Source organism: Novosphingobium sp. B1 (genome assembly GCF_900176395.1).
Classification (GTDB): Bacteria; Pseudomonadota; Alphaproteobacteria; order Sphingomonadales; family Sphingomonadaceae; genus Novosphingobium.
The window spans coordinates 243,465-257,398 of record NZ_FWXL01000002.1; the positions used below are offsets into that span (position 1 = coordinate 243,465).

Below are 13,934 nucleotides of genomic sequence, written 5' to 3' on the forward strand. Positions count from 1 at the left end.
GGTCCTCCTCCTTGTGGCCGCCCACACCTTCATCCGGATATGGTGCGAAAATCCGCCTTGCGCTTGGCCAGGAATGCGCTGACGCCTTCCCTTGCCTCGGGTCCTGCACCTGCCATGCCGATCGTCCGGCTTTCAAGGTCGAGTTGCGCGGCAAGATCCTGCGTCTGCCCATGACGCAGCAAGCTGCGCACAGCACCAAGGGCCCCGGTTGGCGCATCAGCGAGTCTTGCTGCGAGGGCACCTACTTCGGACGCGAGGCTCTCTGGCGCGACAGTGCGCGTGACCAGCCCCAGCGTAACTGCCTCGGCAGCCGAGACGCGGCGATTGGTCAGGATCATCTCCTGCGCCACGCGCATCCCGACAAGACGCGGCAGGGTCCGGCTCATCCCGCCGTCCGGGGTCAAGCCGATGGCGGTATAGGCGGCGGTGAAGTGCGCGGCTTCGCTGGCGATGACGATGTCGCCAGCGGCAGCAAGGCTGAGCCCTGCCCCAGCGGCCGGACCATTGATCGCGCAGACCAGTGGCTTGGCCATCTCGGACAGGACCACAACCGCCTCATGCAACTTGCCGGCCAATGCCTCCAGGAACGGGCCTGCCCGATCGCCCGCTGCAGCAAATCCGGCGATGTCGCCGCCTACGCAGAACATCCGGCCGGCGCCGGTCAGCACCACGCAGCGCACGGCAGGGTCCTGCGCCACTGCCTTGGCCGCCTGCAGGAGATCCTCGGCCAGGGTCATGTCGATGCCGTTGCCTTGCTCGGGCCGGTTGAGCGTGAGCGTGGCGACGCCATTCTCGGTCGCGGCAAGGACGGTGGTCATCGACATTTCTCCATGGCTTCGCGTGCCAGCGCCGCAAGGCGGGGCAGCGCTTCGGCACGTTCGCGTGCCTGCGCATTCGATGCCGTGCCGCGCAGCACGCGCCCCTTGATACCGTGGAAGATGGCCGCCAGCCGGAAGAAGTTGAAGGCGAGATAGAAGTCCCAGTTGGGTATGCTGTCCCGCCCGGTGCGCTGGCAATAGGCTGCGATATAATCGGCTTCGGTCGGCAGGCCCAAGGGCACCGGGTGCTGGCCCGAAAGCCCGGCGACGATATCGGCCGGCATGCGATACATCATCGCGTGATAGGCAAAATCGGCCAGCGGGTGCCCCAGCGTCGAAAGCTCCCAATCGAGCACCGCCAGCACGCGCGGCTCGGTCGGGTGGAAGATCATGTTGTCGCAGCGGAAATCGCCGTGGACGATGGTGGTTTCATCGCCCTCGGGAATCGCGGTCGGCAGCCATTCGACCAGCGCGTCCATGTCGGGCAGGCGGCCGGCCAGTTCATCCTCGAGATACTGCCGCGACCAGCGTCCGATCTGGCGCGCAAAGTAGTTGCCGGGCTTTCCGTAATCGGCCAGCCCCACGGCAGCCTGATCGACCGAGTGCAGCGCCGCGATCACGCAGTTCATCTCGTCGAAATAGGCGGCGCGTTCTTCCGTCGGCACTTCGCTGAACGATGCGTCCCAGAACACCCGGCCATCGACCATGTCCATCACGTAGAACTGGCTGCCGATGACACTTTCGTCTTCGCACGTGGCAAAGATACGGGCGACGGGGACGTCTGTCCCGAACAACGCCTGCTGCACGCGTGCTTCGCGCAGCACGTCATGCGCGCCCTTGAGCAACGGCCCCGGCGGCTTGCGGCGCAGGACGTAGCGGGCTGTCGGCGTGGTCAGGCGATAGGTAGGGTTGGACTGCCCCCCGTTGAACTGCTCGATCGTCAGCGGGCCGGAAAATCCGTCAACGTTGGCAGCCAGCCATGCGGCCAGTGCCGCTTCGTCGACGCCCACGCGGACCTTGCCCGCCCCCTTGTTGGCATCTGCGATTGCGCTCATTGCGCGTGCTTCCAGTCCCGCCGCAGTTTCTTGGCCAAGCTCCACTTGTGGACTTCGGTGGGGCCGTCATAGATGCGGAAAGCGCGGATCTCGCGGAACATCGTCTCGACGATGGTCTTGTCGGTCACTCCGGTGCCGCCCATCACCTGCACGCACTTGTCGGCCACGCGCATCAGCGCTTCAGACACGGCAACCTTGGTCATGCTGCTCTCGACCGTGCCAAGCGATCCGGTGTCGAGCACCGAGGCGCACCAGTCGATCATCAGTTCGGCCTGCTTGAGGTCGATCATGTTCTCGGCCAGCATGAAGCCAACGCCTTCGTGGTCGATCAGGGTCTTGCCGAAGGCCATGCGGCGGTTGGCGTAATCGACCGCGATTTCCTGCGCGCGGATGCACCCGCCGAGCCAGCGCATGCAGTGCGACAGGCGCGCCGGGCTGAGGCGGATCTGCGCGTACTTGAAGCCTTCGCCGGCATCGCCCAGCATCTGGTCAGCCGGAATGCGCAAGTCTTCAATCGTGATCTCGGCATGGCTGCCGGGCATCGAACTGTCGATGGTGTTGGGCACGCGCGTGATGCGGATCGCCGGGTCGGGCAAGTCGACCAGGAACATGCAGGCGCCGCCCTGGCTGTCCGGGTCTTCCGACCTGGCCATGACGATGCCCACCTTGGCGCCTTCGGCTCCGGTGATGAAGGCCTTCTTGCCGTTGACCACCCAATGGTTGCCGTCCTTGCGGCAGGTGGTGATCATCATCGAAGGATCGGCGCCTGCGCCCTGCAATTCGGCCGGTTCGGTCATGAAGAAGGCCGACCGCGCCGTGCCATCGACCAGGGGCTTGAGGAAACGATCCTTCAGGTCTGGGCTGCCGACCTTGCCGATGAGGTACATGTTGCCTTCGTCCGGCGCCTGCGTGTTGCAGGCCAGCATGCCCAGCGGCGTCAGGCCCGACTTGATCAGTATGACCGCCGTCTCGCGCTGGTTGAAGTGGCCGCCATCCTGCCTGATGTGCGGGGTCAGCACGCCAGCTTCGCGCGCCAGGCCGCGCAGTTCCATCACCAGTTCGTCGGTCGGGGCGCCGTGGTGGTCGCGGCGCGGGTCCTGTTCGTAAGGGAACACCTGCTCGCGCACGAAAGCCTCGACCCGTGCCGCCACTTCCAGCGCTTCCTGGCTGATCGTCATTTCCTCGAAACCTTCCCGAAAGCTGGGTCTGTTTACTTCGGAGGCATGCGGATTGCCCCATCGAGGCGGATCACTTCGGCATTGACCATGGGGTTGGTCACGATGGCCTCTACCATCTTTGCGTACTCTTCGGGCCTGCCAAGACGGCTAGGGAAAGGCACCTGCTTGCCCAGCGAATCCTGCGCCTCTTGCGGCAATGATCCGAGCAGCGGGGTCCAGAAGATGCCCGGTGCGATGGTGTTCACGCGAATGCCATAGCGGGCAAACTCGCGCGCGATCGGCAGCGCCATGCCCACGACGCCGCCCTTGGACGCGGCATAGGCGGGTTGGCCGATCTGGCCTTCGAAGGCGGCCACGCTGGCGGTGTTGACGATCACGCCCCGCTCGCCATCCTCGTTCAACGGATCGGCATCATGAATGCGGCTGGCGAACTTCGACAGGACGTTGAAGGTGCCGATCAGGTTGATGTTCACGATTTTGGCGAAGTCTGCCAGCGGCAGCGGGCTGCCATCGCGATTGAGCACCTTGGCCGGCGGGCCGATCCCTGCGCAATTGACGAGGATGCGCGCCTTGCCGTTGACCGCCTCAGCCTCAGCGATGGCATCGGCAACGGCGTTCTCATCGGTCACGTTCACCGCGCTGAACCGCCCGCCGATGTCCTGCGCCTTGGCAATGCCGAGATCGGCGTTGAGGTCGAACAGCGTGACCTTGGCTCCGCGTGCTGCCAGCAGTTCCGCCGTTGCCGCGCCAAGGCCCGAAGCGCCGCCGGTAACGATTGCGGCCAATCCATTGATGTCCATCGAAGTCCTCTTTGGGTAATCTTTCCACGCCACAAAACGAACGACATCTCACGGAATCGTTCGCTACACGGCCTCATCTTCTACTCACGAGTAGATTGCGTGCCCCGGAGTTTTCTGTCAACTATCCGTTTAGCCATGAGCAACCCGTCAGACGCCACCTCCCCCTTCCTCTCGCCCGAGCAGAAGCGCAGTGCGCGCGAGGCCAAGCGTGAGGCGGTGCTGCGCGCGGCAGTCCAGATGTTCAACGAGCGCGGTTTCCACCAGACCTCGCTCGATGACGTGGCAGCGCGACTTGGGATCTCAAAGCCCACGATCTACCACTACCTTGGCAACAAGGATCAGGTGCTGCTGGAATGCGTGACCATCGGCCTTGGCCAGTTGATCAAAGCGGCCGAACAGGGCCGCGCCGCGCCCGGCAACGGCGCTGACCGGCTGATGGCCTATCTCGTCCGCTACGCCGAAATAAACATGGATGACTTTGGCCGCTGCGTGATCCGCACGGCGGAAGAAGCGCTGGCACCAGAAAGCCGCACTCGCTTTCGCGAACTCAAGCGCCGCATCGATTCCGACATGCGCGAGCTGATCGCGGCCGGCATGGACGACGGGTCCCTTGCCAGAGGCGATGTCAAACTCACCGCATTTGCGCTGGCCGGCGCCTTGAACTGGCCCGCGCGATGGCATGAGCCGTCGGGCGAGAGCAGCCCGCTGGAACTTGCGCGCGGCCTCGTCGGCATCCTCGGCCATGGTCTTTTGCCGCGATAATCCGGGCCAAGATACCGCAGCTATTGCCCGGTAAGCCAAAACTCGTCTCGCCTGCTCCCATCTGGGAGATTATCTGCCCCGATCGAGACGCCACCTGCGTCTTTGAAAATTGCAGCGGCGCAGCAAGGCGATATCCACGATGGCAGATCGACAGACACTCACCCACCTGGAACGGCTCGAATCCGAGGCGATCCACATCATGCGTGAGGTCGTGGCTGAGGCCACCAACCCGGTCATGCTCTATTCCGTGGGCAAGGACAGCGCGGTCATGCTCCATCTGGCGCGCAAGGCGTTCTATCCCTCGCCGCCGCCTTTCCCGCTGCTGCACGTGGATACCACCTGGAAGTTTCAGGACATGTACGCCCTGCGCGACAAGATGGCGACCGAGAGCGGCATGGAACTGCTGGTCTACCAAAACCCCGAAGCTGCCGAGAAGGAGATCAACCCGTTCGACCACGGCTCGCTCCACACCGACATGTGGAAGACCGAAGGGTTGAAGCAGGCGCTCGACAAGTATGGCTTCGACGCGGCTTTCGGCGGCGCGCGGCGTGACGAGGAAAAGAGCCGAGCGAAGGAGCGCATCTTCTCGTTCCGCACTGCCAGCCACGGCTGGGACCCCAAGAACCAGCGCCCGGAACTGTGGAACCTCTACAACGCCCGCAAGAACAAGGGCGAATCGATCCGCGTCTTCCCGATCTCGAACTGGACCGAACTCGACATCTGGCAGTACATTCATCTCAACAACGTGCCCATCGTCCCGCTCTACTTTGCCGATGTGCGCCCGACATTCGAATGGGAAGGCGGCCTGTTCATGGCCGACGACCTTCCCCGGCTTGAAAAGGTCCTGGGCTACCGGCCCGAGATCACCGAACGCTCAATCCGTTTCCGCACGCTCGGCTGCTTCCCGCTGACCGGCGCTGTGGAAAGCACCGCCAAGACGCTACCCGAAGTGATCCAGGAAACCCTGCTCACCACCACCAGCGAACGCCAGGGCCGCGTGATCGACAAGGATGCCGGTGGCGCCGGCATGGAAGTGAAGAAGCAGCAGGGGTACTTCTGATGACTTCCGGGGACGTAATCTATCAGACCGAAGCCCTCATCGCCGAGGACATCGACGCCTATCTCGAACAGCACCAGCACAAGACGATGCTGCGCTTCATCACCTGCGGGTCGGTGGACGATGGCAAGTCAACGCTGATCGGCCGCCTGCTCTATGATTCGAAGATGATCTTCGAAGACCAGCTCACCGCACTTGAGAACGATTCGAAGAAGGTCGGCACGCAGGGGCAGGAGATCGACTTCGCGCTGCTGGTCGATGGTCTTGCCGCAGAGCGCGAACAGGGCATCACCATCGACGTCGCCTACCGCTTCTTCAACACCGAGAAGCGCAAGTTCATCGTCGCCGATTGCCCCGGCCACGAACAGTACACCCGCAACATGGTCACTGGTGCCAGCACCGCCGACCTCGCCGTGATCCTGATCGATGCGCGCAAGGGCGTGCTGGTGCAGACGCGCCGCCACTCGTACCTGTGCCACCTGATCGGCATCAAGAACATCGTGCTGGCCGTCAACAAGATGGACCTGGTCGATTACGATCCGGTCGTCTTCGACGCCATCGTCAAGGACTATGCCGAGTTCGCCCGCTCGATCGGCATCGAAAGCTTCACGGCCCTGCCGATTTCCGGCTTCAAGGGCGACAACATCACCACCCGCTCGGCCAATACGCCGTGGTACAAGGGCCCGACGCTGGTCGACCATCTCGAGACGGTCGAAGTGCTGTCCTCGGTCGATGCCGACAAGCCATTCCGCATGCCGGTGCAGTGGGTCAACCGCCCCAATCTCGACTTCCGCGGCTTCTCCGGGCTGATTGCCACAGGCTCGGTCAAGCCGGGCGACGAGATCCGCGTGCTGCCTTCGGGCAAGACCAGCACGGTCACCCGCATCGTCACCCTTGATAGCGATCTGGATCAGGCAGTGGCTGGCCAGTCCGTCACGCTGTGCCTGGCAGACGAAGTCGATTGCTCGCGCGGCGACGTGATCAGCCTTGCTGACAATCCACCGCAGGCCGCCGACCAGTTCGAGGCGACGCTGGTCTGGCTTAACGACGAGGCCATGCTGCCGGGCCGCGCCTATTGGCTCAAGCTGGCAACACAAACCGTCTCGGTCACGGTGCAACAGCCGAAGTACGTGGTGAACGTGAACACCATGGAGCAATTGGCCGCCAAGACGCTTGAGCTCAACGCCATCGGTGTGGCCGAAATCGCCACTGACAAGCCGCTGGTGTTCGAAGCCTATGGCGATAACCGGACGTTGGGCGGCTTCGTGCTGATCGACAAGATGAGCAACGCCACGGTCGCCGCTGGCATGCTCAACTTCTCGCTCCGCCGCGCGCAGAACGTGCACTGGCAGGCGCTCGACATCAGCCGCGATGCCCACGCCGCGCTCAAGCGGCAGAAGCCCAAGGTGCTGTGGTTCACCGGACTTTCCGGCTCGGGCAAGTCGACCATCGCCAACATGGTCGAAAAGCGCCTGCACGCCGTGGGCAAGCATACCTTCCTGCTCGATGGCGACAACGTGCGCCATGGCCTGAACAAGGACTTGGGCTTCACCGAGGCCGACCGCATCGAGAACATCCGCCGCGTTGGCGAAGTGGCAAAGCTGATGACTGACGCGGGCCTGATCGTGCTGACCGCTTTCATCAGCCCTTTCCGTGCCGAGCGCGAGATGGTGCGCACCCTGATGGCCGAGGGCGAGTTCGTCGAGATCTTCGTCGACACGCCGCTGGAAGTCGCTGAAGCGCGCGACGTCAAGGGCCTCTACAAGAAGGCGCGTACCGGCCAGCTCAAGAACTTCACCGGGATCGACAGCCCCTACGAAGCTCCGGAAAAGCCCGATTTCCGCATCGACACCACCCGCGAAAAGCCCGAAGACGCGGCCGAGCGTATCGTCAACGAATTGCTTGGCTGGGCGCCCACGATCTGACGGGCCGGGAGGAACTGACCGATGAACGACGCGGAACTGGCCGCTCATCTCGCGCAAGTGGCCGGCAACCTGCTGCTGACCGTGCGCGATAGCGGGGTCTTGAGCCTCAAGTCGCTGGGCAAGGCGGGCGATGCCACTGCCAACCAGTTCCTCGTCCACGCTCTGCGCGAACAGCGGCCCGAGGATGGCCTCCTGTCGGAAGAGGAAAAGGACAATCTCGACCGGCTGGCGTTCTCGCGCACCTGGATCGTCGATCCGGTCGACGGCACGCGCGAGTATGGCGAGGCACGGACCGATTGGGCAGTGCATGTCGGCCTTGCTGTCGGTGGCGTGGCGCGTGTCGGCGCGGTCGCCTTGCCCGGCGCGGGCATCGTCCTGCGCACCGATCAGCCGCGCGTGGTTCCGCCCGCGCCTGCCACCTTGCGCATGGTCGTCAGCCGCACCCGCCCTGCGAACGAGGCGATTGCCGTGGCCGAAGCCATCGGTGCAGAGCTCGTGCCGATGGGCAGCGCCGGCGCCAAGGCCATGGCGGTGATCCTGGGCGATGCCGACATCTACCTGCACTCAGGCGGCCAGTTCGAATGGGATTCCTGTGCGCCGGTCGCGGTTGCGCTGGCCCATGGCCTTCACTGCAGCCGCATCGATGGCAGCCCGCTGGTCTATAACCAGGCCGATACCTACATGCCCGACCTGCTGATCTGCCGGAAGGAACACGCAGTCACGGTACTGGACGAAGTGGCGAAGGTTCCGGCCAGGGCCTGAAGGTCCCGGGCGTCAGCGTCCCAGCGCTACGCCCCAGGGCCCTTCCCCGGCCTTGATCGTGCCCGTCACCGTCATCGCGGCGATATCGACGAACGACACGGTGTCGTTCGCGCCATTGGCGACGATGGCGCGGGTCCCGTCGGGCGTGATCGCCAGATGCCACGGACGTTCACCCACCTTCACATAGCCGCGCACCTTGCGCGTGGCAACGTCGACGACCGCGATGCTGTCAGCACGTCCGAGGGCGACAATCGCGGTCTTGCCATCAGCCGTGAACCGGATGCCGCAGGGCATCACCTTGTAGGCCGGCACACCCGGCGGGGCGAAGGTCAGGGTCTGCTCGATCGCCTTGCTGGCGGTATCGGCGATCTGCACGGTGCCGGCCATCTCGGCGGCGATCCACACCTTCGCGCCATTGCTCTCGAATTCGATGTGGCGGGGCCGGGTGTTGGTATCCATTTCCTCGACGACCTGCCGCGTGGCAAGGTCGATCCAGGCGACGGTGTTGTCCTCCTCGCTGGTGACCAGCAGCCACTTCCCGTCAGGGCTCTGCGCAACGCCTTCCGGCTCATTGCCGGTGGAAACCTGCCAGGCGACCTTGCGGTTCGCGAGATCGATTGCGGTGACCGCGCCATTGTCTTCGTTCGCGGCGAAAAGCAGATCGCCCGCGTAGGCCGGGAAGAACTGTTCGGGATCTGCGCCCGAGGGCAGCGCGGCGATCAGCGCGCCAGTGGCCGGATCGCGCATCTCCACGGCGTTGTCGGCACTTGCGGCAACCAGCAGCGCCTTGCCATCGCGTGTCATGGCGATGCCGCGCGGCCGCTTGCCGACCGGCCACTCCGCCTCGACCGTGCCCTTTTCCACGTCGATCACGGTAACAGTCGATGACCGTTCGTTGCTGACATAGGCGCGGGTCGCATGCGCTGCCGGCGCGAGCGTCGTGCCAAGCAACAGGGCTGCTGCGAAAGCCTTCAGTTTTCTCTCCATGATGCACACGATACCGCTTGTGCAAACCTGCATAAATAACACCTTGGTCTTGTACCATGGTGCAATTTGCGCTGGCGCAACCACACGATAAGCAAGGCCATCATCGGGGCGGACACCAATTCGCACCCGTGTCGCAGAGGATGACTGATGTTCAAGATCTCCAAGGGCCGTGCCGCCCTGCTGGGCGCTGCTGCGCTCGCCACCGGCGCCATTGCATCGCGCCTGTCCGCCCACGGCAATGTCACCCCGCAGGCGGTCGATACCTCTGCCCTGCCCGACCTTGCCGGTGGCAACGACACCTGGGTTACGGTCAATCCCTATCGCGGGAACGAAAAGGCGCTGGAAATCGGGCAGTCCGCCTATGGCCAGAACTGCGCGCGCTGCCATGGCCTCGATGCCATCTCGGGCGGCATCGCGCCTGACCTGCGCTATCTCGAGACCGGCGACAGCGGCGACGAATGGTTCATCCAGCGCTTCCAGCATGGCTCGGCCCGCGACGGCAAGGTCTACATGCCGCCGATGGGCGAAGTGCTGGGCCAGAAGGCCGGATGGGCGATCCGCACCTGGGTCGAATCCAAGCACACCGACGAGTGAGCGCGGACGTGCGCGCCAGCCGGCGTTCCTTCCTGCAAGGGCTGGCGCTCTCCGCGCTGGCCGCCTCATCCTCTGCCTTTGCCGCGCCGCTAGAGAAGGTCAAAGACCTCGGAGTCCTTCGGGTCGGACTCTATGCGGATAACCGGCCATGGTCGTGGAACCAGGATGGCAAGGTCGCTGGCATCGATGCCGATATCGCCAAGGCATTCGCCGAGGCGCTTGGCGTGCGGGCCGACCTGCAACTGTTCCTGGCAGGCGAGGATATTTCCGACGACTTGCGCAACATTGTCTGGCGCGGCGGCCTGCTCGGCTTCCAGCCTTGCGACGTCATGCTGCACGTACCGTTCGAGCGGCAATTGATGCAGGCCGAAGACAACGTCGTGTTCCTCGCGCCCTATTATCGCGAGACCTTCGGCGCGGCCTGTTCGCGCGATGGCGGCAATTGCGAGGCGGTGCCTGCTGCATTCAAGGGCCACAAGATCACGGCGGAACTGGCCTCGATCCCCGATTTCTATCTGCTCGGCCACGCTGGCGGCGTGCTGGCCAAGGACCTGATCCACGTGCCCAACGGCTATGACGCGCCCGCCGCGCTGGTCGATGGCAGCGCGGACTTCACGGTGGCCACGACAGCGCAGATCGAGGCCGTCGTGGCCGACCACCCCGATGCCGGGATCAAGGTGCGCAAGGGTCCGCTGCCGATGATGATGTCGCCAGGCTGGGACATCGGCATCGCGGTGAAGGAAAACTCGCGCAACCTAGGCTTCCGGCTCGAGGAAGTGCTTGAACAGATGACCGCCGACGGGCGCATGGCGGCGATCTTCAAGCGCCATGGCGTGAACTGGAAGCCGGCGCTTTCGGCCCAATCCTGATCAGTCAGCTCGCACCCGCCATCCTCGATCGGCGGGCCAACGGGGGGACGGGAACACCGACTGCGACCGGTGTTCCCCGAACCGTTTCTGATGCAGGTTTTTTGCGCAGCATTATTCACGGCACAGTTCTTATCCCAAGGTTCAATTGTGCGCATAACGGCATGGGATAGGCTCAACTTCGACGATAGGGGACCAGTGGCGAACCGGGGGGATTCCCGCATGACCGCGCTCCATCGCAGAACAAGACCCCATAACAGGAGGGATAGGATGAAGCGGCGTTTTTCAACAGTGTTGGCGGGCCTTGCGGCCGCAACGATTCTTTCGGCGGCCCCGGCCATCGCGGGCGGCCCGACCAGCGCAGACATCATCAACGATGCGGCCACGCCCGGCGACGTGATCAGCTACGGCATGGGCCCGCAGCAGCAGCGTTTCAGCTCGCTCGACAAGCTCAACACCAGCAACGTCAAGAACCTCGTGCCGGTGTTCGCAGCCTCGCTCGGCGGCGAAAAGCAGCGCGGCCAGGAATCGCAGCCGCTGGTCTATGACGGCACGATCTACGTGACCGGTTCATACTCGCGCCTGTTCGCGTTCGATGCCCGCACCGGCGAGAAGAAGTGGGAATACAACGCCCGCCTGCCCGATGGCATCATGCCCTGCTGCGACGTGGTCAACCGCGGTGCCGCGATCCATGGCGACAAGGTGATCTTCGCCACGCTCGATGCGCATCTCGTCGCGCTTGATCGCCACACCGGCAAGGTCATCTGGAACAAGAAGCTTGCCGATTACCAGGCTGGCTATTCGGCCACGGCCGCGCCGCTGATTGTCAAGGACATGGTCATCACCGGCAACTCGGGCGGCGAATTCGGCATCATCGGCGAAGTTTCCGCCCGCAATGTCGAGACCGGCGAACTGATCTGGACGCGTCCGACCATCGAGGGCCACATGGGCACGCTGGCCGGCAAGCCCTCGACCATGACCGGCAAGCTCAATGCCAGCTGGACCGGCGACCTGTGGAAGACCGGCGGCGGCGCCACCTGGCTCGGCGGCACCTACGATCCGGAAACCAACCTCCTGTTCTTCGGCACCGGCAACCCTGGCCCCTGGAACAGCAACCTGCGTCCGGGCGACAACCTCTACACCGCCTCGACCCTGGCGATCGATGCCGATACCGGCGAGATCAAGTGGCACTACCAGACCACCCCGCACGACGGTTGGGACTTTGACGGCGTGAACGAGTTCATTCCGTTCGACGCCACGATCAAGGGTAAGCCGATGAAGCTCGGCGCCAAGGCTGACCGCAACGGCTATTTCTACGTCCTCGACCGCACCAACGGCAAGCTCGTCGGCGCCAACAAGTTCGTGATGCAGACGACCTGGGCCAACGGCATCGACATGAAGACGGGCCGCCCGAACTTCATCCCCGCCAACCGTCCGGGCGCGCCGAACGGCGCCGAGAAGGGCACGACCGTGTTCGCCAGCCCGTCGTTCCTCGGCGGCAAGAACTGGATGCCGATGGCCTATTCGAAGGATACCGGCCTGTTCTACGTGCCTTCGAACGACTGGGGCATGGACATCTGGAACGAGCCGATCGCCTACAAGAAGGGCGCGGCCTATCTCGGCGCCGGCTTCACCATCAAGCCGATTGCCGAGGATCACATCGGCGCCCTGCGCGCGATGGACCCGGCCACCGGCAAGATCGTGTGGGAATACAAGAACAAGGCTCCGCTGTGGGGCGGCGTTCTGGCCACGCGCGGCAACCTGGTGTTCACCGGCACGCCCGAAGGCTACCTCAAGGCCTTCGATGCGAAGACCGGCGCAGAGCTGTGGAAGTTCCAGACCGGCTCGGGCGTGGTCGGCTCGCCCGTGACGTGGGAGCAGGATGGTGAACAGTATGTCGCCGTCATGTCCGGCTGGGGCGGTGCCGTTCCGCTGTGGGGCGGCGAAGTTGCCAAGACCTTCAAGGAAATCAGCCAGGGCGGCTCGCTCTGGGTGTTCAAGCTGCCGAAGTAATGTTTCCCCGGAGCGTCAGACCTTTGCCCATAGATCGGGTTGGGGGTCTGGCGCTCCACCCCCTCCCCGGGTAAAGAGCCATGAACGATACCGTCGCAATCAGCACCAACGCAGCAGGATCAGCAGCGGCCGAAAGGGGGAGCGTCGCCATGGCACAAACCGGTTCGCCGCCTCGCATCATCCCCGAGCGGGTCCTGATCGTCGACGATCACTCGTTGGTGCGCGATGGCCTGCGCTCGATCTTCGATGACGCGTTTCCTGCCTGCGAGATCCTCGAGGCCGACAGCCTGCAGGCTGCACTGGGAACGCTGGAGCAGGCAGGCGACGTCGACCTCGTCCTGCTCGATCTCAACATTCCCGACGTTTCCCATCTATCCGGGCTGGAAGCCCTGCGCGACCGATTCCCGGCAACGCCGGTGGTGATGGTATCGGGCGTGACGGACCGCAACGTGGTGCGCGATGCCCTTTCAGCCGGCGCAGCCGGATTCGTGCCGAAAAGCCTCAAGCGCGCAGCGATACTGGATGCGCTCAATCAGGTTCTGTGTGGGGAAATCTTCATGCCGGAACTGGGCGGCGATGAATCCGCAGCAGCCGAGGAGGACATGATCCGCACCCGGATCGACAGTCTGACGCCGCAACAGCGCGTGGTGCTAGGTCATCTGGTGGCAGGGCGTCTGAACAAGCAGATCGCCTATGAACTCGATGTCTCGATGACGACGGTGAAAGCACACGTGTCGGCCATCCTGCAGAAGATGAACGTCTTCTCGCGTACGCAGGCGGTCATCATGGCCGGGAAGGTCGGCTTTCGCGGCTAGGCGCTAGTTGGCTTCGTCGGACGTGCTATCAAGCCGCTCCAGCGCCTGGCAGATGTCGATGCCGACAAAGCCAAGCCGCAGATCATCTGCAAGCGTCAGGGCAATTTCCAGGCTGCGCACAAGCTCTGCCCGCAATCGGACCTGTTCGGAATAGCTGCGGCGCGGTTGCGGCGCTTTGAACTGCAGAATAGTCATGGTTCCCAAGCTCCTGGGCGACGGCCAAACGAAGGCACAATCCTGCCCAACCCGGATGATCAAATCCGTACTTACAGGATTTGTTCCAGCCAAGACCACAGCCCATC

The 13,934-nt window shown here is 63.8% G+C and carries 14 protein-coding genes; 8 read left to right on the top strand and 6 right to left on the bottom strand.

The window, feature by feature from the left end:
* Positions 1–29: 29 nt before the first annotated feature.
* Genes B9A23_RS04645 through B9A23_RS04660 form a run of 4 tightly spaced genes read right to left on the bottom strand, consistent with a single transcriptional unit; the run spans position 30 to position 3,851 of the window.
* Positions 30–818 (bottom strand): enoyl-CoA hydratase/isomerase family protein, encoded by a 789-nt coding sequence (locus B9A23_RS04645; protein WP_084277902.1) that lies wholly within the window; start codon positions 816–818, stop codon positions 30–32.
* On the bottom strand, positions 815–1,873 hold the full coding sequence (locus B9A23_RS04650) for a phosphotransferase family protein (RefSeq protein ID WP_084277903.1): 1,059 nt from the start codon (positions 1,871–1,873) through the stop codon (positions 815–817). The genes B9A23_RS04645 and B9A23_RS04650 overlap by 4 nt, the downstream gene beginning before the upstream one ends.
* Positions 1,870–3,051, bottom strand: a complete 1,182-nt coding sequence (locus B9A23_RS04655; protein WP_084277683.1) for an acyl-CoA dehydrogenase family protein — start codon at positions 3,049–3,051, stop codon at positions 1,870–1,872. Before B9A23_RS04655 ends, B9A23_RS04650 begins: the two co-directional genes overlap by 4 nt.
* Before the next feature lie 32 nt (positions 3,052–3,083).
* On the bottom strand, positions 3,084–3,851 hold the full coding sequence (locus B9A23_RS04660) for an SDR family NAD(P)-dependent oxidoreductase (protein WP_084277684.1): 768 nt from the start codon (positions 3,849–3,851) through the stop codon (positions 3,084–3,086).
* A 135-nt stretch (positions 3,852–3,986) separates the two neighbouring features.
* Between B9A23_RS04660 and B9A23_RS04665 the strand changes: the two genes are divergently transcribed.
* The 4 genes from B9A23_RS04665 to B9A23_RS04680 all read left to right on the top strand — a co-directional run bounded on the left by B9A23_RS04665 (position 3,987) and on the right by B9A23_RS04680 (position 8,357).
* Positions 3,987–4,613 carry a TetR/AcrR family transcriptional regulator gene (locus B9A23_RS04665; RefSeq protein ID WP_084277685.1) on the top strand — a complete coding sequence of 209 codons (627 nt, stop codon included), beginning with the start codon at positions 3,987–3,989 and terminating at the stop codon, positions 4,611–4,613.
* 139 nt (positions 4,614–4,752) lie between these two features.
* A complete protein-coding gene (cysD, locus tag B9A23_RS04670; protein WP_084277686.1) occupies positions 4,753–5,673 on the top strand; it encodes a sulfate adenylyltransferase subunit CysD in 921 nt (306 codons plus the stop codon).
* Positions 5,673–7,595, top strand: coding sequence for a sulfate adenylyltransferase subunit CysN (gene cysN / locus B9A23_RS04675; RefSeq protein ID WP_084277687.1), 1,923 nt, complete (start codon positions 5,673–5,675; stop codon positions 7,593–7,595). Before cysD ends, cysN begins: the two co-directional genes overlap by 1 nt.
* A 21-nt stretch (positions 7,596–7,616) precedes the next feature.
* The gene (locus B9A23_RS04680) at positions 7,617–8,357 is read left to right on the top strand and encodes a 3'(2'),5'-bisphosphate nucleotidase CysQ (RefSeq protein WP_084277688.1); all 741 of its coding nucleotides are present in this window, start codon (positions 7,617–7,619) and stop codon (positions 8,355–8,357) included.
* A gap of 12 nt (positions 8,358–8,369) precedes the next feature.
* On the opposite strand, the gene B9A23_RS04685 is transcribed toward B9A23_RS04680, so the two are convergent.
* Positions 8,370–9,344, bottom strand: a complete 975-nt coding sequence (locus tag B9A23_RS04685) for a PQQ-dependent catabolism-associated beta-propeller protein (RefSeq protein ID WP_084277904.1) — start codon at positions 9,342–9,344, stop codon at positions 8,370–8,372.
* A gap of 147 nt (positions 9,345–9,491) precedes the next feature.
* On the opposite strand from B9A23_RS04685, the gene pedF reads away from it, so the two are divergent.
* From pedF to B9A23_RS04705, 4 genes are all read left to right on the top strand, one after another.
* A complete protein-coding gene (pedF, locus tag B9A23_RS04690; RefSeq protein ID WP_084277689.1) occupies positions 9,492–9,938 on the top strand; it encodes a cytochrome c-550 PedF in 447 nt (148 codons plus the stop codon).
* 8 nt (positions 9,939–9,946) lie between these two features.
* Positions 9,947–10,807: a substrate-binding periplasmic protein gene (locus tag B9A23_RS04695; RefSeq protein ID WP_254894991.1), complete on the top strand. Its 861-nt coding sequence runs from the start codon at positions 9,947–9,949 to the stop codon at positions 10,805–10,807.
* A gap of 267 nt (positions 10,808–11,074) precedes the next feature.
* Positions 11,075–12,817, top strand: a complete 1,743-nt coding sequence (locus B9A23_RS04700; RefSeq protein ID WP_084277691.1) for a methanol/ethanol family PQQ-dependent dehydrogenase — start codon at positions 11,075–11,077, stop codon at positions 12,815–12,817.
* A 149-nt stretch (positions 12,818–12,966) separates the two neighbouring features.
* Positions 12,967–13,632 (top strand): response regulator transcription factor, encoded by a 666-nt coding sequence (locus B9A23_RS04705; protein ID WP_084277905.1) that lies wholly within the window; start codon positions 12,967–12,969, stop codon positions 13,630–13,632.
* A gap of 3 nt (positions 13,633–13,635) precedes the next feature.
* Here the strand turns inward: B9A23_RS04705 and B9A23_RS04710 are convergent, their stop codons facing one another.
* Complete coding sequence (locus B9A23_RS04710) at positions 13,636–13,827, bottom strand: hypothetical protein (RefSeq protein ID WP_084277692.1); 192 nt, start codon at positions 13,825–13,827, stop codon at positions 13,636–13,638.
* Between the last annotated feature and the right edge of the window lie 107 nt (positions 13,828–13,934).